The organism is Acidimicrobiales bacterium (assembly GCA_035533595.1).
Classification (GTDB): Bacteria; Actinomycetota; Acidimicrobiia; order Acidimicrobiales; family Bog-793; genus DATLTN01.
The window spans coordinates 1-18,037 of the sequence record DATLTN010000052.1; the positions used below are offsets into that span (position 1 = coordinate 1).

Consider the following 18,037-nt stretch of genomic DNA (forward strand, 5'->3'; position numbering starts at 1 on the left):
GATTCGGTAATGACAGGAGACTCTTGAAGCTTGCGATCGAGGACTTCGTCGAGGCGACGATTACGTTCGGCGATGGTGGCGTCGAGCCAATGAATGCCTCGCGCGCGATGTTGAAGTTCACCCCCTTGAATGCGTTCGTCAGCTGGTCGAGGATGTCCGCTGGGATGTTGCCCTCGCCGATCGTGAGGCCGTCGGGTTTCGACGCCGCGAGCGCGTCTTGGCCGGGAATGAGGTTGCCAGTCGGAATGTTCTCGACGTTGAAGGTCGCTCCCAGGTACTGCCCCATCGCGACACTGAGGTCGCGCCCGAGCTGATCGACGCTTCCCCCCACTGAGGACGGGATGATAAAGGTGACGGTCTTGCCTTTATAGAAGTTCAGCCCCTTCTGTAGGGGGGTCAACTTCTTCAATGCCGTCGAAGCTGAAATCGCCGCGGGCAGTAGCAGTAGCCCGGTGCAGGAAAGCGTGAGGAGCGCGGAGACCATGATCGATCGTCTGTGGTGTCGTCCACCTGATCGTCCCGGCGCATTGCCAGATTGAAAGTGCCCGCCCATGTTCTTCTCCTTGCTCGTGGTGATGGGTCTGGCAGTCGCCGCGTTGTGTTGGCGAGGGTTGTTCAGTCGGTAGCGAGGCCGTAGAAGGCGGCGGCGTTCACGCGCGTGAGCCGGTCGCTCGCGGTGGCAGGTATGTCTGGCCGTTCGACGATCCGCGTATGCGCTCCCCAGACAGACGCGCGGTCCGGGTGCCCGTAGTCCGAGCCCACGATCAGGCTGGCGTCGCCCACCTCGGAGATGATTTGGGGGAGATCCTCGCTCACTTCGCAAGTGACGAACAGGCGCCCTTCAGCTAGCACTTCGCGATTGCGCTCCTTGGCCCGCTCGCTCCCCGCGCCGAGTGCGACGTCCTTGCTTTGGTCGGCGCGCGCCGACCAAAGCACGTGCGCAAGCCATCCTGCACCCGCCTCGATGAAGCCGATCCGGAGGGTCGGGTAACGCTCGGGGAGCCGTGATTTGAGCACCCGGGAAAACGCGTCCTGGACGTAGAGTCCGGACTCGAGGCCCGTCTGCAGCCGGGTCATCAGATCTGTCACGATCCGATACGGACGCGCCGAGTGTAGACAGATGGGCAGATCGAGCCCCTGTGCCAGCTCGTAGACCGGAGCGAAGTAGGGGTCTGCGACGTTGCGGTCGCCGCATTCGATCCCTCGCTTGAAGATGCCACAGGCCCCCGCGTCTCGAGCCCGCCGGATTTCGGCGAGCGCGTCAGGGATCGAGCTGAGCGGTGCCACCGCGACCCACTGCAGCCGTCCGTCGCTCTCCGAGCAGCGGTCGGCGAGCCAGCGGTTGTAGCTCTCGCAGAGCGCGATCTCGAGCTCCGGCCGCCGAGTGAGCTCGTTGAGGAAGAGCGTCGGATAGATGACGTGATGGCTGACGCCGAGCTCGTCCATGTCTTTCACCCTGGAGCGCACATCGTGGAGCTCCCGAGCTTCGACCGTGGTTCCAGTGCGCTCATCGCTGCGTACTTGCCGCTGGAAGAGCTGTCCATCGATGAACCACGCCCGGTGATAACCGGGGCGGAGGTAGGAGGGGGCACTCCCCTCGAGGAATGTCATTGTGCCGGGTCGCAGCTCCTCCCTGGACTTCGGAAAGTACGACCATGTGTCTTCGCACTCGTCAACGTGCGTGTCGGCGTCAATGAACATCGACTGCATCCTCCCTGCGTCGATCCCGGCACTCGGCCGTTTCATGTGCGTACTAGCGGGCCGCACCGGGGCCGCGCCTCGGTTCCCAAAGCTGGTTCCGGTACGTCGCTCCTTCTGCCCCTCACGGCTCTAGCCGCCGGGCCGGCGTGCTCAGCTGTCGATGGGCTCGAGCTTTTCGACCTGGCGGTGAGGGATGCGCCCGACCCGCTCGGGGAGTGGAGTGACGTCGGTGCGTGTCGGCGTCACGCGTGGATCACGACCTGTGATGTGCATAACCTCGAGCGGCTCCTCGGCGAGGGACTCGAACCAGTACTTCGTGCCCGAGGGAAGCACGATCATCTCGTGCTTGTTGAGCACGTACTTCTTGTTGTCCTCGTCGTAGAACGCCGCGGTTCCCGCGAGCACGAACCACATCGAGTCGACGCCGTTGTGGGCGTGGAGGTTCGTCTCGCCGCCGCTTCGGACAACTTGTACCTGGGTCCCAAGAACCTCGGTCGACCAGATGTCGACGAGATCCTTCACGTTCCCAATGTCCTCGGGGAGCTCGTAGCGATAAGCAGTTGGCTTGGGCATGTGAATCCTTCCCTCTCAGGTGACGCTCTCTCGACTCCTCGGTGGAACCGGCGAGATCTCGGGGCGACGTTTCGCCCAACGGCAATTGGGGCTCGATGGCGCTAGGCGTCGTCGACAATGAAGATCGACTCGGTTGGACAGCTCCTCGCCGCCTCCTCGACCGCCGCCCGGAGCGACTCGCCGGGCGTTTCGTCGAGCAGGTAGAGGCACATGTCATCGCGTACCTCGAAGACCGTAGGAGCGGCCCGCATACAGTTCGCGTGACTCTCGCAGGTGTCGAAGTCGACTATTACGCGCAAGACACGCCCGGCCTGATCCATCGCCATCAGGCGGGGATCGCGACGATCTGTTCGGCCTGGACGTGCGGGGTGGCGCCGACGCGGGCGACCCGGTCGCGCGAGGTGACGTCGGTGCGAGAAGGGGCGACGCGGGGGTCCTTGGCGCCGATCCGCACTATCTCGAGCGGCTCGTCACTAGCGGATTCGAACCAGTACTTCGTCCCCGACGGGAGGACCACCATCTCGTGGCGTCCGATGAGCAGTCGGTCGCCGTCAGCGTTGTAGAAGGCGGCCTGGCCACCGAGCACGAGCCAGACGGCATCCTCGCCGTTGTGGGCGTGGAGGTTGGTCTCGCCGCCCCCGTTGACGATCTGGATGCCCACTGACAAGAGCTCAGTCCGCATCACATCGACCGCCGTCTTCGGCCGGGCCTTGGCCTCAGGAGGCATCTCGTAGTGGAACGCCTGTTGCGCCATCTCAGTCCCTTCCCGTCAGGAGTGGAGCCCGTGTGCAACACATTGCAGACCGTATCTAGCTAGGTCTTCCTAAGCTCGATCCCCGAACCATGTCCATATACCGCCGTTGAGCAGACCGTACCAATGAAAAGGCGGCCTTGCTTGCCGATAATGTTAGGAGCCCGAAGTTCACTTAGCAAGCAGTAGGCTGTAATCGATTGCAGAATCGTTGCGTCAAAACTCGATCCACCGACTGGCTGTCGGGTGTGCCCGAGCGGTCCGGAGTGAGGTTGGCGCCAGCGTGATGTCGCCCCAGTCCGACACCTGGACGTGACGGACCAAGGTTTCGTGTCGTTCTCGATTGTCAGCGCATCGGTGGGCGTCTGCGGCTGCGGCGGTGACGGATTCGAGCTGACGGACGTGGCCGAGGGCGAAGGCGCGGGGAGGAAGGTCCCGAGCGTGGAGGGCACCTCGACCCGTTGGCCGAGCACGGTGGCGGTCCCACCGGCGCGGAGCACGTTCGCATCGTCGATGTGGCTCGCACCGGCGCAGATCGCATGCACGAGCGTGAGCACCTCGCGGCCGGGGAGTGCGCCGCCAACCCGGCCGCGAAGGCGCACCGTGTCGTTCACGAGCCGCTCGACACCGAGCCGGGCGGCGAGCGTCGCGATGAGCACAAGACCAGCGTTCGCGACGGGCGTCGGCTCATCGAAGGTCACCCGGATGCGGTCGAGAGCGCGCGATACCGACAACACACAAAGAGCCTCTCGGTGCTGGTGTGAATTGCGACTCAGGTATCGCCATTCACCCCAGCCAGAGAGGCCTTTTTGGGTATGACCAGGAGCGGTGATCAGCCCTGGTTAATCGGTGGATCGAGGCTAACACGTACCATGTTTGGCCCCAGTTAGGCTCTCGGCCGTGACGACCCTCCGTGACATCGCGCGTGAGACGGGATGCTCCACGGCGACGGTCTCGCGCGCCCTCAACGGCGCCGCCCATGTCGACCCGAAGACTCGCAGACGCATCGAGGCCGCAGCAACAGCCCTCGGCTACCGATCGAACGTCCTCGCACGCGCGCTCAGGCGACACCAGTCCGGAACGATCGGCCTCGTCATTCCAAGCCTTGAGAAATACAACTACGCCGCGGCGGTCCGCCTGCTGCACGACGCGCTCTCCGCGGAGGACTATCAGCTCATCCTGTGCTGCCACCGCGACGACCCCGCGCTCGAGCTCCGCGCGCTCCAGTCACTTGCCGATCGCCAAGTTGACGCGATCGTCCACGTTCCCTTCGATGACGCGGGCGCCGCCGCGCTGCTGCAGCTGGCGGAGCCGCTGCCGATCGTCGAGCTCTACCGCCGCTCGCGCGCAACCGACGTCGACGCTGTCGTAGGCGACGACGAACGGGGCGGCCACGACCTCGCCGAGCACGTGCTCGCTGCCGGGCACCGACGGATCGCACTGGTCATCGGCGGTGCAGAGCTGAGCACCACCAAGGGCCGGGTCGCCGGCTTCTCGCGTGCGGTGCGCGAGGCAGGGGTCTCAGCTGATGACTGTCCCGTCTTTTACGGGACGTCGGGACTCGCGTGGGGCCAGCAGGTGGTGGACGAGCTGCTGGCCGCCGCCGACCCGCCGACCGCGATCATCACCGGCAGCACCCAGATCGCGCTCGGGGCGATGCAGCAGCTCGTGAGAGCCGGTGCGCAGATCCCCCGTGACGTCTCCTTCGTGGCCTATTCGAACGCCGACTGGTGCGAACTCATGAGCCCCCCGGTCACGACGTACGAGATCCCCCAGCCGGAGATGGGTTTGATGGCGGCGCAGTTGCTCCTCAACCATCTGCGGCCGTCGATCGACCACGATTTGCAGCCTCGCACCGTAAGCTTCTCGGGGAGACTGTTAGTACGTGCCTCGGTGGGTGCCCCCCGCCAATATCGCCCACTGCGTAGTGGCGTGCTCGTCGGCTAACCCTCGATCCACGCTTTGACCATGGCGGAAGTGAGGCACTTGGCCCGACCAAAAAAGGCCTCTCCTGCTGGGAGAATGACGATTGTCGAAGTCGTCCTATCCCAAGCAACGGGAGGCACTTTCTGTGTCGTCACTATCGCCCACGCCGAACTGAATCGGCAGGCTTCGACGAGCCGAGCCTTGTCGCCGACGCCGGGTTGAGGGTGCCCGCAACGCTTGCGGTGCGCCTCGGCCTCGCCAGCAGATTAATAGACAGCCCCCTGTACCCTCCACCACATCACGCCGCCGCGGGCGGCCGAACCGAGGAGGTCGCGATGCACGCGCACGAGACGCTGGACGAGCTCAGGGGGGAAGGTCGCGCTCTCCGGGAGCTGATCCCGGAGGTCTACTCGGGCTATGTCCGCCTCTCGGGGGCGGCGATGGCCGAGGGAACCCTTTCGACGCGGTTGAAGGAGCTCATCGCGCTGGCAGTGAGCGTCACGCGCGAGTGCGACGGCTGCATCGCCGCCCATGCACGGGGTGCGGCGCGTGCCGGGGCGGGCGCGGCCGAGGTCGCCGAGGCGATCGGGGTGGCCATCATGATGAACGGTGGCCCGGGAACGGTTTGGGGCCCACGGGCCTATGCCGCGTTCCTCGAGTTCGCCGCCGCCCCCGCGGAGGGACAACCCTTAACCTCTAGTTGAGCTTGAGCTGAGAGTCCCAGCTCAGCGCGCCCGAAGGCGGTGATGGAGCTCCTCGGCGAGATCGGCGAGCGTGCTGCTCAGCTGCGGTGTGCGCTGTTCCGGCGCCTCAAGCTCCCGCAGCGCAGCAGGGAGGTGGGCGAGCTCGTGCGCACAGCGGGCCGCCGCCTGCTCAAGGGGGTTGACCGAGAATGCCTGGCGCCGACCACCCACCAGCATTGGCTCGAGCAGGGGGGTCGTGCCAGCGGGCGGTGCCTCGCCGCGGAGGCCGAGCGTGTCGTGGAAGTCCGCGGCGCGGAAGACCTGCTTGGCCCCAGGCAGGGTGACTTTCCCCTCGGAGAGCTTGGCGACGGGGCGGCCGTCGAACTCGACGAGCTTGTAGGCGCTGTCGAGGTAGGGGGCGTCGGCGATCGTGACGAGGCGGGTACCGATGCCCATCGCGTCGATCGGCGCTCCACCGGCGACGAGCGGGGCGATCTGGTACTCGTCGAGCGCGCCGGAGACCATGATCCGCACGCCGGTGAGCCCGGCGGCGTCGAGGGCGGCGCGTGCCTGTCGAGTGACGACGGCGAGGTCCCCGCTGTCGATGCGGATCGCGGCATGCTCCTCGAGGCCGCGGGCCTTGATCACCGAGATCGCGTGCTCGACACCGCGGCCCTGGTCGTAGGTGTCGACGAGGAAGGTCGAGCGGCCGGGGAAGTCCTCGGCGAAGGCGTCGAAGGCAGCCCGTTCATCCTCGAAGGCCTCGATGTAGGAGTGCGCCATCGTCCCCGCCGCGACGAGGCCGTAGATCCGCGCGGCCTCGACGTTGCTCGTCGCCGAGAAGCCGGCGATCGCGCTGCCGCGCGCCGCGAGCATCGCCGCGTCGATGCTCTGTGCCCTGCGCATCCCGAACTCGACGAGGCCGATCTCGGAGCCGGCGGCAAGGCGGCAGCGGGCGGCCTTGGTGGTGACATTGGTCTGGAAGGTGAGCTCGTTGAGGAGCATCGTCTCGACGAGCTGGGCCTCGGCGATCGGTGCGGTGACCTCGACGAGGGGCTCGTTGGCGAGGACGACGCGGCCCTCGGGAACTCCCCAGACGTCACCGGTGAACTCGAGACCGTCGAGCGCCGCGAGCTGGGACTCGTTGAAGCCGAGCCCTTCGAGGGTGGCGAGCTCCTCGGCGCCGAAGTGCAGGTCCTCCAGCCAGTCGAGGCACTCCTCGATCCCCGAGGCGATGAGGAAGCCCCGTGAGGCGGGGAGCTGGCGGACGAAGAGGCTGAAGGTCGCGAGCCCGTCCATTCCCCGCGTCCGGTAGCTCGCGGCCATGTTCAGTTCGTAGAGGTCGGTGCGCAGCGAGGTCGGCATCGCGCTACTCGATGACGCGGATCGGCTCACCCGCGAGGAAGGCGGCGATGTCCTCGACCGCGTCGCTGTACATCGCCTCCATGCCCTCCTCGCTCACGTAGCCGAGGTGCGGGGCGAGCACCGCGTTCTCGAGGGCGAGGAAGGGGTGCCCGGTGGGCAGCGGCTCGACATCGAAGACGTCGAGGCCGGCGGCGGCGATGCGCCCGGCGCGGAGGGCGTCGACGAGCGCCTGCTCCTCGACGATCGGCCCCCGCGAGGTGTTGATCAGGACCGCGCTGCGCTTCATCGAGAAGAAGTCGTCGGCGCCGAGCAGGCCGCGGGTCCTCCTGCTGAGGAGGAGGTGGATGGAGAGCACGTCGGAACGCTCGAGGAGTGCCTGCTTGGTCACGAGCTCGACGCCGACCTCGTCGGTGCGCGCTGCGGTGAGGTTCTCGCTCCAGGCGACCACCTCCATGCCGAAGGCGCGGGCGGCGGGGACCATCGCCGAGCCGAGGCGACCGAGACCGAGGAGGCCGAGGGTCTTGCCGGAGAGGAGGGCAGGGAAGCCGAGCTGCCAGTGGCCGGCACGGATCGCCGCGTCCTCGATGACGGTGCGCTTGGTCGTGGCGAAGATCAGCGACCAGGCGATCTCGACCGGCCCGGCGCTGCCGCTGCCGCCGGTGCCGGCGTAGGTGATGCCGCGCTCGCGCAGGCACTCGCGGTCGACCGCCGCGTTCACCATCCCGGTCGTCACGACCAGCTGCAGACGGGGGAGCTGTTCGATCACCTGGCGGGGGAGCGCGGTGCGTTCCCGCATCAGCACCACGATGTCGAACTCGGAGAGGATGCCGACGAGGGTGTCCTCGTCCATCGCTCGGAAGAAGAAGCGGAGCGTGACGTCGTAGCCGAGCGCCGCCCAGTCGGCGAGGGCGTGTGCGCGGCCCTGATAGTCGTCGAGCACGGCGACGGCGGTCATGGTTCGAGTCTCACGGACTTTCCGACGGTCGTCCAACGGCCGCCCCGGCGGGCGCCGGTAGGGTCGGGGCGACGATGAGGCGGCGACTCGCGGTGGTGGCGGTGCTCTTCGTCGTGTTCTGCACGACCTTCGCGAGCAACGGCCCGTCGATCCTCTACGTCGTCTACCAGGGCAAATACCACTTCACCTCGCTCACGGTGACGGCGATCTTCAGCGTCTACGCGGTCGCCGTGCTCGCCACGCTGCTCGTGGTCGGCCGCCTCTCGGACGTCGTCGGCCGACGCCCCCTGCTGCTCGCTGGTGCGGCGCTGCTCGTCGCGAGCGCGCTGCTCTTCGCGCTCGCCCGTTCGGCCCTGTGGCTCTTCGCGGCGCGCGCCCTGCAGGGCGTCGCCACCGGCACCCTCATCGCCGCGGCGGGCGCCTCGCTCGTCGAGCTCTCACCGCCGCGCCAGCGTCCGCGGGCCGCGCTGATGAACACCGTCGCCTTCCTCACCGGCGCGGCGGCCGGCTCGCTCGCCTTCGGGGTGATGGTGCAGTTCCTGCCGTCGCCGACGGTGCTCCCCTACGTGCTCGAGATCGCCCTCGACGGCGGCGCGCTGCTCGCGGTCGCGGTGCTGGTGATCGAGACGGTGACGCCCGGTGAGCACGCCCGCTGGAGGCTGCAGCGCCCTTCGGTACCACGCGCCATCCTCCGCCCGTTCGTCGTCTCCTCGGTCACGATGGGGGTCGGCTGGTCGCTCGGCGGCGTCTACGGCGCGCTCAGCCCGACGATGACCCGCCAGATCCTGCACGTCTCGAGCCACCTCGTCGCCGGCGCCGTGCTCTGCACCTTCAACCTCGTCGGCGGGGTCGCGCAGCTTCTCCGCAGGCGGCACGGCGCCCGCGGCTCGATGCTGGCGGGGCTGGCCCTGGTGGCGCTCGGCGCGGCGCTCATCCAGCTCGCCTTCACCGCCCGCTCCTCGCTGCTGCTCTTCCTCGCCACGCTCTTCGGCGGAGCCGGAGCCGGGATGGCCTTCGTCGGGAGCCTCGCCCTCGTGAACGAGCTGGCGCCGGCAGCGCGCCGCGCCGAGGCGCTTGCGGCCTACAACCTGGTGGGCTATCTGGCGCTCTCGCTGCCGGTGATTGGTGTCGGCCTGCTCACGAGCGCGCTCGGCCTGCGCACCGCCTCACTGGTCTTCTGCTGCCTGCTGGTCGCCGCCGCGGGGCTGTTGGCGTTGCCGCTGCGGCGCGTCGGTGTCGCGGCCGAGGCGGTGGGGGAGCGGGGGCTCGGGGCCCGCCCTGCCGCTCAGGTGCGGTAGGAGGGGTCGATCTCGTCGATCTGGCGCTGGTAGGCCTCGAAGGCCCGCAGGCCGGCCTCGGGGCTCGCGAGCATCTTCCGGTAGTCACCGGAGGAGCGCTCGTGCGCGGAGTCCGAGACCTGCTTGATCTTGCCGCCGGTGCTCATCGTCGCCACCTGGATCTCACACGAGCGCTCGAGGGTCCACAGGCGCATGAACGCCGACTCGAGCGTGGCGCCCGCCGAGAGGAGGCCGTGGTTGTGGAGGACGAGGAGCCACTCCTCGCCGAGGTTCTCGACAAGGCGGTCCTGCTCGTCCTTCTCCAAGGTGATGCCCTCGAAGTCGTGGTAGCGGATCTGCCCCCAGAGCTGGGAGGCGTAGAAGTTGTTGCCGTCGATCGGGCCGTCGAGGCCGGCGACGGCAGAGCCGGCGGTGGTGTGAGTGTGCATCACCGCGTGGATGTCCGGCCGTGCCGCGTGCAGGGCGGTGTGGATGATCACCCCGGCGCGGTTCACCGGCCAGGTGTCGTCCCCGATGATGTTCCCCTGGAGGTCGATCTTCACGAGGTTGGAGGCCGTGACGTCGCAGTAGCGGAGGCCGAAGGGGTTGATCAACAGGTGCGTCTCGGGGCCGGGGACGCGCAGCGAGATGTGGTTGAAGATCAGCTCGGTCCAGCCGAGGTAGTTGAAGATCCGGTAGCAGGCGGCGAGCTTCACCCGCAGCGCCCATTCCTCGTCGGAGACACCGGCCTTCTTGCTCGTCTCCGTCACCAACGGCTGTTCGATGACCGCCATCGTCGCCTCCGTCCTCTCGGACCCTCGTCGTGTAGTCGAGCGTGTGCTGCTTTATCTTTGCGCATCCAGCCGGCCGGTAACTTCCAGGGCTGAATCTCGCGTGAGAGGAGCCCTGATGCCGAAGCGCTACAAGGTGGCCGTGATCCCCGGTGACGGGATCGGCAACGAGGTGGTGCCGGCGGCCCTCGAGGTCCTCGAGGTCGTGGGGAGCCGCTTCGACTTCGCTCTCGAGCTCGTCGAATACCCCTGGGGGTGCGAGTACTACACCCGTGCCGGGGAGATGATGCCGGCGGACGGCCTCGCCCAGCTCGCCGAGCACGAAGCGATCTTCCTCGGTGCCGTCGGCTTCCCGGGTGTCCCCGACGACGTCTCGCTATGGGGCCTTTTGATCCCGATCCGGCGCAGCTTCCACCAGTACGTGAACCTCCGCCCCGTGAAGCTGCTCGAGGGGGTGCCGAGCCCGCTACGCCCGGAGGTGATCGGCGGAGGAGTCGACCTCGTCATCGTCCGCGAGAACAACGAGGGGGAGTACTCCGAGATCGGGGGTCGCCTCTACCGCGACACCCCCGACGAGATCGCCGTGCAGGAGGCAGTCTTCACGCGCCGCGGCATCGAGCGGGTGGCCCGTTTCGCGTTCGACCTCGCGCGCACGCGCCGCTCGTACGTGATGTCGGCGACGAAGTCGAACGGCATCATCCACACCCTCCCCTTCTGGGACCAGGTGGTGGGGGAGGTCGCCGAGCAGTACCCGGACGTCCGCTACGAGAAGATGCACGTCGACGCCCTGGCGGCGGCGTTCGTGCAGCGCCCGGGGCACTTCGACGTGGTCCTCGGCTCGAACCTCTTCGCGGACATCCTGAGCGACCTCGGCGCAGCGGTGGCCGGCAGCATCGGGATCGCTCCGTCGGGGAACCTCGATCCGACGAGGGACAACCCTTCGATGTTCGAGCCCGTGCACGGCTCGGCTCCCGACATCGCCGGGAAGGGGATCGCCAACCCGATCGGCCAGATCTGGTCGGGCTCGATGATGCTGCGCCACCTCGGCGAGGAAGCGGGCGCGGAGGCGATCGATCAGGCGATCGCACGAGTCCTCGCGACGAGCGAGATCCGCACCGGCGACCTCGGAGGCAAATCGACGACCGCCGAGGTGACCCGCGCGATCGTCGATGCCCTGCCTGCGAGTTGAGCGCCCGGCCACAGAACCTTCCATATGTCGACAGGATTATGTGACGGACCCGGCCACAGCGACCCGCCGAGGTAGACGACGACGGGAGCCACTCGCCGGCGCACAAGGGGGACTGCGATGCTCGATCTCCTGAACTTCGAAGGCCGCTCGGTCGTCGTGACCGGTGCCGCACGCGGCATCGGACGCGCGACGGCGGCGGTCTTCGCCGAGCTCGGCGCCAGCCTCGTCGCCGTCGACATCGACCCGGACCTCCCGGACGCCGTCGCCGCCGAGCCGTCGCTCTACGGCGGAGGTGCCGTCGCCGTCGTTGCCGACGTGAGCGACGAGGGCGCCGTCAACGAGCTCGCGGCCCGGTGCGCGGCGGAGCAGCACGAGATCGCCGCCGTGGTGAACGTCGTCGGGCGGGGGAGTCGCGCGGCACTCGGCGAGCTCGAGCTCGCCGAGTGGGAGAGCGTGCTGAGCACCTCGCTCACCAGCATGTTCCTGATGACGAGGGCATTCCTCCCGCTCGTCGTCCCGACGAAGGGAGTTTCGTCAACGTTGCCTCGACGCACGCCTTCGTCGCGCTCCCGCTCGGCGCCGCGTACAGCGCGGCGAAGGGCGGAGTGGTCTTGTTCACCCGACAGGTGGCGACCGAGGTCGGCTCCCTCGGAGTGCGGGCCAACGCCGTCTGCCCGGGACCGATCGACACCCGCGGCCGCACTGCCACCTTCCGACCGGAGTCGGCGTTGAGCACCGTCCTCGGGCGCACCGCGGACCCTTCGGAGGTGGCGAACGTGATCGCCTTCCTCGCCTCCCCGGCCGCTTCCTTCGTCACCGGGGCGGCGATCGTGATCGACGGTGGGCAGACGATCCATCGGGGCCACGTGGATCGCACCCGATTGCTCGATCCTGCCGCGCACGAGCCGTGACAACGCAGGTGCACTTCGGCCCGGGGGGGCTCCGTCACGCAAGCACGTCCAATATGGACGATTAATGTGACGGAGGAAGAGTGCCGATCGGGGCGATTCGCTCCCACGAGTGGAGGGCCTGCAACTGTGCGGCGACGGCGAGGAGCGTCGCCTCACCGCCCGGGGGCGCCACCAGCTGTACGCCGATTGGCAGCCCCGCCTCGTCGCGGTCGTAGGGGAGTGAGGCGGCGGGCAGCCCGGCGACGTTCCACGGCGGCGTGTACAGCCAGTTGGTGACCGCGTTCATGGTGCGCAGCCATCCCCGCGGCCAGGATCCGACCGGCGGCGGGCCGCTCGTCAACGTCGGGGTGATCAACAGGTCGTAGCCCTGGAACCACCTGCGCATCGCCACGGCGAAGGCGTCGTCGGCGACGGGTGTGGCCTTGCGACGGGCGGCTCGGCCGTGGCGAGCCACCTTGCGGGTGCGCCGCTCCAACCTCTCGGTGGGGAGGCCCTCGGCCTCGTCTGCCATCGCCGCCTGCCATCGGTGGGTGAAGCGGAAGGTGATGTCGGCAGGGTAGGGGGGACGATCGGCGGTGATCCGGTGGCCGGCCTGCTGCAGCGTCGTGGCTGCGCCCTTCACCGCTTCGTAGACCGCCGGCGTGATGCGGGCCGCGGGGGAGTAGTGGCCCGGCGCGTAAGCGATCCGGAGGGGGGCGGGCGGCGGCAGCGGGTCGCGGTAGCTCCGGGAGCCGGCGAGGACGTCGAGGGCGAGGCCGACGTCCTCGGCGCTGCGTCCGATCGGCCCAGCGGTCGTCATCCCGTACATCCGGGCCGCTTCCGGCTCGACCGGCGCGAGGAGATCGGGGCCGGGCTTCAGCCCGAACAGGCCACAGCAGCTCGCCGGGACACGTAGCCCGCCTACCCCGTCGGTCGCGACGGCGAGGACCGCCATCCCGGCAGCGACGGCGGCCGCGGCGCCCCCGGCGGCGCCGCCGGGGGAGTGCGCGGTGTTCCAGGGGTTTCGTGGCGCCTCCGCGCGCTCGGGCTCGGTGAAGGGCCAGATCCCGAACTCCGCGACCGAGGTCGTGCCAACGATGAGCGCACCAGCTCCCCGCAGCATCGCGACGAGCGGATCATCCCGCACCGCCGGGTCCGGCGACGTTGCCGCCGAGCCGCGCTCGTTCGGAAGGCCGGCCACCGCGAGGTCTGCGCTCACTGCCACCGGAATGCCTGCAAGGGGGCGGTCGCTCGGCTCGCGACGAGCGTCAAAGCTCTCGGCCTCGGCCAGCACGGCCGCCCGACGGAGGTGCCGGAAGGCGTGGAGGGTCGGCTCGAGGCGTTCGATGCGGTCAAGGTGTGCCCGCACGAGCTCGGTCGCCGTACATTGGCCGCTCCGCACCCGCTCTGAGAGCTCACCCGCTCCGAGGTCGGTGAGCAGCTGGTCGGTCATCCGGACGATCCCTTCGCGGCACGGCGCCCACGGCGACGAAGCGAAGATCGTAAAGCGCGGCGGAGCAGCCCTCAGGCCGTCACGGCGATGTCAGCGGGGGAAGGTGAGGCCATGACCGCGGTCAGGCCAATTGCAGGTCGGGCAGCCCCGCTGCGCCCTTGTGCAGCTGGTCCAGGTAGCCGACCGTCTCGTCGAGGCTGACGACGTCGGCGTACTTCATGTGCAGATCGAAGAGCGAGACCTTGTGCGAGAGCTGGTTGCGGTCGGCTACGCACTCGGACGGCACGATGCAGTGGAAGTTGTTCTGGAAGGCGTCCATCACCGTCGCGCGCACGCAACCGCTCGTGACCATCCCGGTGACGATCGCCGTGTCGCAGCCGGCGTGCACGAGGTAGGAGGTGAGTGGCGTACCGAAAAAGGCGCTCGGCCGACCGGCCTTGTTGATCACGATCTCCCCCGGCAGGGGAGTGAGCTCATCGACGATCACGTCGCCAGGGGGCGCGTCAGCGGGGGGCGCCGGTCGCGAGGTCGACTTCCAGCGTCCCCGCTCGGCGGGCGTCGGCTGGTGATCGGGCTCGGCATAGCCCTTGGTGAAGAAGATCGGCAGCCCGGCGGCACGCGCCACCTCCAGCAACCGGGCGTTCGCGGCCGCGGCGGGATAGCCGGTCGCGCTGAAGCCGGTCGGGTAGGTCGAATCGACGAAGGCACGCGTCATGTCGACCACGATCACCGCAGGACGCTCGCCCGCGGTGATCGGGCGGTCCTGCTGGTCGTAGCTGCGGCCCATCGCCGCGAGGTCATCAGCGCCAAAGACGCCGTCCCAGGGCTTGTTCCTCGCCATTTGTCCTCCCCGTCCGCGTGCTCGCTCCGGTGCGTCGTGCCGAGCCGTGGGCCCCAGTATGGGGCGCTCCGACGAGGTGCGCCCCGGAGAGTGCTGCAAGACAACAATGCCGGAGGCTCGAGGAAGGCCGCGATCTCGTCTGCGCCGCCATGGTGTGGCCAGTGGCCTAGGCATCGCCCTCGGAATGCCACGACCGGCCGTGGCACCCCACCTCTTTCCTGCGGCGGGAGCCTGCCGGTCGGGGAGGACTTGAAGGGCTGAACATTCCGACCCTTCGGGGACCCTAATAATGTAACTTACATAACGAACATTATCGGCGTCAGGACGAAAGGCACAAGGGAGATCCGTGTCGTCACAGCTGTCTGATAACGGTGGCCGGCACGCCTGCTACAAGGGTGGCCGGGGGCACGTCGCGGGTGACCACAGCGCCGGCGCCTACGACGGCACCGGCTCCGATGTTCACGCCGGGCAGGATTGTCGCGGCCGCGCCGATCCACACGTTGGTGCCAATCGTGATTGGCTCCGCCGTGATGTAGTCCCGCCGTTTGCTCGGTTCGACGGGGTGACCGGCCGTTATGAGGTTGACCTTGTGCGCAATCATCACCTCGTCGGCGATGTCGATGGCTGCGTGGCCGGTGAACGCGCACTGATAGCCGATGAAGACGGACCGGCCGACGGAGATGTTCAACCCGTAGTCGGTGTAGAAGGGCGGAATCAGTGTGAAGGAGTCCCCAACCGGCTTGCCGATGAGCTCCTCGAAGGCGATCCGGATCGACTCAGCCTCCTCAAGGCAGTAGGCGCTCAGCTTTGAGGAAAGCCGGGTGGCCAGCTTGACCCGTTCGAAGAGCTCACGGAACTCCGGCGTCCTGGTCTTGATGAGTTGCGCCTCGTGCATGCCGCTCCTGAAGCCTGCCGCTGGGGTTCCAAAGGTAGTGAGACTGCTACCTGAGTTCGCGACACGTCGTCGGGGCTGCTCCCCGCCTACCGGTCAGCCGACGGGGATCTCCCCGGCGACCATCCCGTAGTAGCGGTAATTGGCGAGCATGCCCGCTTCGCCGCCCGCCGAGCCACGCGGTCGGTTCGCCTCCGGGTCGCGCAGCAGGTGGTCGATGTCGCCCTGCGGGAGGGGCTTCGGGTCACCGACGAGGTAGGCCTCGTAGGTGAGCTTCAGCAGCTCGTTGAGCTCGAGCGCGCGCACCGTCGCGTCCTCGATGCTCGTTCCGGCGACGGTGATCCCATGGCCGCGCATCAGGGCGAACTTCTTCTTGCCGATGAAGGCGGCAAACTTCTCACCCATCTCCTGGGTGTGGATCGTGATGCTCGTCGGGTAGGTGTCGATCCCTTCCGCGGCGATGCGCGCGCCCTGGGCGTTTCGGCCGTGGATCGGGAGGATCGGCTTCTCGCAGGCGGTGAGGATGAGCGCGGCACGCGGGTGCATGTGCACCACGCTGCGCAGCTCGGGGTTCGCCTTCAGAATGCATGTGTGCAGGTAGATCTCGCTCGGTGAGCGGACCCCCTCGGTGCCGCCTTCGAGGGTGTTGCCGGCGAAGTCCACCTCGACGATGTCGGAGTCACGCGTGTAGCGCACGCCGAGCTGGTCCTTGCCCTTTCCCCGGATGAGGACGCTCTCGGACTCGCCGTCCCAGTAGCTGATGTGGCCCTCGGAACCGTGGGTCATGTCCCAGGTCCCCATGATCCGGCAGGCCTCTGCGAGCCGTGCGGCGATCTTCTTGTCACGCGCCATGGCGTTCCTCCCTTGTCGACGTCGGTGCCATCGCTCGGGTCGGAGCACCGGCGCGACGGACGTCTGCCGACGGGTCGATGCGCCGGCGGAACGCTGCTCGGGGGCGTGGCCCCGATGCTCGCTCCCCCACCTGGGCTTGGGCGATCGTAAGGCCGCGACCCGGGGGGGTCAACGCAGCGGGCGACGTCGCTGACGCGCGGCCGGCACGTGTCGGGCTGCGGTCGAGTTGAACCCAGCGCTCCCGGCAGCCAGGCGCGATCCATGAGCGGCGTTGGCGAGTCGTCGGTGGCAAGGGCGTTGCGCGCGGCGGGGGCCAAGGGAGAGGTGCGCGAGTTCGATGCCTCGACGAGGACTGCCGCCGAGGCTGCGGCAGCGCTCGGCTGCCCGGTGGGTGCGATCGCCAACTCGCTCGTCTTCGTCGCCGATGGCACGCCGATCCTCGTCCTCGCGAGCGGCGCGCACCGAGTCGACCTCGAGTCCCTCGCCGCGGCGCTCGGTTGCGGCGAGCTCCGGCGCGCCAGCCCCGAGGAGGTGCGCGCCGCGACCGGGCAGGTGATCGGCGGCGTCGCCCCGCTCGGTCATCCCGCGCCGCTGAGAGCCGTGATCGACGAGGCGCTGCGCGACCACGAGGTGCTGTGGGCCTCGGCCGGCAGCCCGCACTCGGTCTTCTCGACCGACTTCGAAGAGCTGCGGGGCCTCGCCGGCGCGCTGCCCGTGACGGTCACGCCGCCGGCCTAGGTGCCCCTCAGGCAGCGGTGAAGCGTTCGAGCGCCTCGGGATCGAAGTCGATCCCGAGGCCCGGTCGGTCGGGGCAGAGGACCTTCCCGTCGACGGTCTCGAGGCGCGTCTCGGGGGTGACGAGGCGCTCGAAGTTGTAGATGTCCTTGGCGAGCTCGAAGTATTCGACACCGAGGCTGTTCGGCGCGGCCGCGGCGAGGTGGACGTGCAGGTTGGCATGCCAGTGGGGGGCGACGGGGAGGCGGAAGGTCTCAGCCGTGCGGGCGATGCGGATCCATTCGCTCACGCCGCCGAGCACCCCGGCGTCCGGTTGCAGGATGTCGGCGGCGCCCGCCTCGATGAGGGCGCGGAACTCGTGCCGGGTCTGGGCGATCTCACCCGTCGCGATGGGCGTCTCGACGGTCCGGGCGAGCTCGGCGTGACCGGCGATGTCGTCGGGTGAGAGCGGCTCCTCCATCCACCACAGCCCCCGCTCCCCCGCGGCGCGCTCGAAGGCACGGATCGCCCGCAGCGCCTCGTGGGCGTTCGGGTAGGCGTTGTTCGCGTCGAGCGCGAGGCGACCACCCGGACGGATCGGCTCGAGCGCGGCGGCCACCCGGCGGGCGTCCGCCTCGACGGAGAGGCCGCCGACCTTGATCTTGTGGTCGGCAAAGCCGAGCTGCTCGTTGTGCGCGATCTCGGCGCGCACGGCCTCCTCGGGTGAGGCGCCCTCGTCGCGGTAGTAGCCGCCGGAGGCGTAGCAGGCCACGGCGCCGGTCCGCCCTCCGAGGAGGACCGCGAGGGGCAGCCCCGCCCGCTTTCCGGCGAGGTCCCACAGGGCGATGTCGAGGGCGGCGATGGCGCGCAGCACGATCCCCCGACGCCCGGTGAGGAGGGTCTCCTGGTAGAGGCGCTCGTAGAGGCCGAGGATGTTCTCGGCCTCCTCCCCGAGCGCGCTCGGCGTGAGCAGTTCGGTGACGGCGCGCGCGAGGAGCGGCCCGCCCGTGGTGCCGGCGTAGCTGTAGCCGACGCCGCTTCGCCCCTCTTCCTCTTCGACCTCGACGATGACGAAGTCACGGCGGTCAAGGATGCGAGTCGACATCCGGGTCGGCTTCTCGACAGGGATCGAGACCGCCCGGGCCCTCACCGCGCTGAGCTTTGACACGCCGCCGCCTCCTCGT

The 18,037-nt window shown here is 68.6% G+C and carries 20 protein-coding genes; 7 read left to right on the forward strand and 13 right to left on the reverse strand.

The features are described from left to right. The 5 genes from VNF07_09515 to VNF07_09535 all read right to left on the reverse strand — a co-directional run. Window positions 1-484 (reverse strand): hypothetical protein (locus tag VNF07_09515; GenBank protein ID HVB06465.1); only part of this gene is annotated, 484 nt, incomplete at its 3' end. Window positions 485-615: 131 nt separating this feature from the next. Beyond that, complete coding sequence (locus VNF07_09520) at window positions 616-1,701, reverse strand: amidohydrolase family protein (GenBank protein HVB06466.1); 1,086 nt, start codon at window positions 1,699-1,701, stop codon at window positions 616-618. A 150-nt stretch (window positions 1,702-1,851) separates the two neighbouring features. After that, on the reverse strand, window positions 1,852-2,274 hold the full coding sequence (locus VNF07_09525) for a cupin domain-containing protein (GenBank protein HVB06467.1): 423 nt from the start codon (window positions 2,272-2,274) through the stop codon (window positions 1,852-1,854). 101 nt (window positions 2,275-2,375) lie between these two features. Further along, window positions 2,376-2,600, reverse strand: a complete 225-nt coding sequence (locus VNF07_09530; GenBank protein ID HVB06468.1) for a ferredoxin — start codon at window positions 2,598-2,600, stop codon at window positions 2,376-2,378. Continuing rightward, the gene (locus VNF07_09535; GenBank protein ID HVB06469.1) at window positions 2,600-3,028 is read right to left on the reverse strand and encodes a cupin domain-containing protein; all 429 of its coding nucleotides are present in this window, start codon (window positions 3,026-3,028) and stop codon (window positions 2,600-2,602) included. Before VNF07_09535 ends, VNF07_09530 begins: the two co-directional genes overlap by 1 nt. Before the next feature lie 458 nt (window positions 3,029-3,486). Between VNF07_09535 and VNF07_09540 the strand changes: the two genes are divergently transcribed. From VNF07_09540 to VNF07_09550, 3 genes are all read left to right on the forward strand, one after another. Continuing rightward, a complete protein-coding gene (locus VNF07_09540; GenBank protein ID HVB06470.1) occupies window positions 3,487-3,789 on the forward strand; it encodes a hypothetical protein in 303 nt (100 codons plus the stop codon). A gap of 136 nt (window positions 3,790-3,925) precedes the next feature. Beyond that, the gene (locus VNF07_09545) at window positions 3,926-4,972 is read left to right on the forward strand and encodes a LacI family DNA-binding transcriptional regulator (protein HVB06471.1); all 1,047 of its coding nucleotides are present in this window, start codon (window positions 3,926-3,928) and stop codon (window positions 4,970-4,972) included. Between the two features lie 314 nt (window positions 4,973-5,286). Beyond that, window positions 5,287-5,655, forward strand: coding sequence for a carboxymuconolactone decarboxylase family protein (locus VNF07_09550; protein HVB06472.1), 369 nt, complete (start codon window positions 5,287-5,289; stop codon window positions 5,653-5,655). Window positions 5,656-5,676: 21 nt separating this feature from the next. On the opposite strand, the gene VNF07_09555 is transcribed toward VNF07_09550, so the two are convergent. Further along, the gene (locus VNF07_09555) at window positions 5,677-6,999 is read right to left on the reverse strand and encodes a nicotinate phosphoribosyltransferase (GenBank protein HVB06473.1); all 1,323 of its coding nucleotides are present in this window, start codon (window positions 6,997-6,999) and stop codon (window positions 5,677-5,679) included. A 4-nt stretch (window positions 7,000-7,003) separates the two neighbouring features. Further along, window positions 7,004-7,954, reverse strand: coding sequence for a D-2-hydroxyacid dehydrogenase family protein (locus VNF07_09560; GenBank protein ID HVB06474.1), 951 nt, complete (start codon window positions 7,952-7,954; stop codon window positions 7,004-7,006). A gap of 74 nt (window positions 7,955-8,028) precedes the next feature. Between VNF07_09560 and VNF07_09565 the strand changes: the two genes are divergently transcribed. Further along, the gene (locus VNF07_09565) at window positions 8,029-9,252 is read left to right on the forward strand and encodes an MFS transporter (protein HVB06475.1); all 1,224 of its coding nucleotides are present in this window, start codon (window positions 8,029-8,031) and stop codon (window positions 9,250-9,252) included. On the opposite strand, the gene VNF07_09570 is transcribed toward VNF07_09565, so the two are convergent. Then, window positions 9,240-10,025, reverse strand: a complete 786-nt coding sequence (locus VNF07_09570; GenBank protein ID HVB06476.1) for a class II aldolase/adducin family protein — start codon at window positions 10,023-10,025, stop codon at window positions 9,240-9,242. The genes VNF07_09565 and VNF07_09570 overlap by 13 nt on opposite strands. Window positions 10,026-10,140: 115 nt before the next feature. On the opposite strand from VNF07_09570, the gene VNF07_09575 reads away from it, so the two are divergent. Further along, the gene (locus VNF07_09575) at window positions 10,141-11,211 is read left to right on the forward strand and encodes a tartrate dehydrogenase (GenBank protein ID HVB06477.1); all 1,071 of its coding nucleotides are present in this window, start codon (window positions 10,141-10,143) and stop codon (window positions 11,209-11,211) included. A 443-nt stretch (window positions 11,212-11,654) separates the two neighbouring features. Further along, complete coding sequence (locus tag VNF07_09580; protein ID HVB06478.1) at window positions 11,655-12,122, forward strand: SDR family oxidoreductase; 468 nt, start codon at window positions 11,655-11,657, stop codon at window positions 12,120-12,122. Window positions 12,123-12,183: 61 nt separating this feature from the next. On the opposite strand, the gene VNF07_09585 is transcribed toward VNF07_09580, so the two are convergent. The 4 genes from VNF07_09585 to VNF07_09600 form a co-directional block, all read right to left on the reverse strand. Next, window positions 12,184-13,554 carry an amidase family protein gene (locus VNF07_09585; GenBank protein ID HVB06479.1) on the reverse strand — a complete coding sequence of 457 codons (1,371 nt, stop codon included), beginning with the start codon at window positions 13,552-13,554 and terminating at the stop codon, window positions 12,184-12,186. 121 nt (window positions 13,555-13,675) lie between these two features. Further along, window positions 13,676-14,395 (reverse strand): isochorismatase family protein, encoded by a 720-nt coding sequence (locus VNF07_09590; GenBank protein HVB06480.1) that lies wholly within the window; start codon window positions 14,393-14,395, stop codon window positions 13,676-13,678. Between the two features lie 352 nt (window positions 14,396-14,747). Continuing rightward, the gene (locus VNF07_09595) at window positions 14,748-15,290 is read right to left on the reverse strand and encodes a DapH/DapD/GlmU-related protein (GenBank protein HVB06481.1); all 543 of its coding nucleotides are present in this window, start codon (window positions 15,288-15,290) and stop codon (window positions 14,748-14,750) included. 93 nt (window positions 15,291-15,383) lie between these two features. Next, entirely contained in the window at window positions 15,384-16,139 is a 756-nt protein-coding gene (locus VNF07_09600; GenBank protein ID HVB06482.1) for a class II aldolase/adducin family protein, read from the reverse strand. Between the two features lie 261 nt (window positions 16,140-16,400). Between VNF07_09600 and VNF07_09605 the strand changes: the two genes are divergently transcribed. Continuing rightward, window positions 16,401-16,877 carry a YbaK/EbsC family protein gene (locus VNF07_09605; protein ID HVB06483.1) on the forward strand — a complete coding sequence of 159 codons (477 nt, stop codon included), beginning with the start codon at window positions 16,401-16,403 and terminating at the stop codon, window positions 16,875-16,877. A gap of 7 nt (window positions 16,878-16,884) precedes the next feature. On the opposite strand, the gene VNF07_09610 is transcribed toward VNF07_09605, so the two are convergent. Beyond that, a complete protein-coding gene (locus VNF07_09610; GenBank protein HVB06484.1) occupies window positions 16,885-18,021 on the reverse strand; it encodes a mandelate racemase/muconate lactonizing enzyme family protein in 1,137 nt (378 codons plus the stop codon). Window positions 18,022-18,037: the final 16 nt, after the last annotated feature.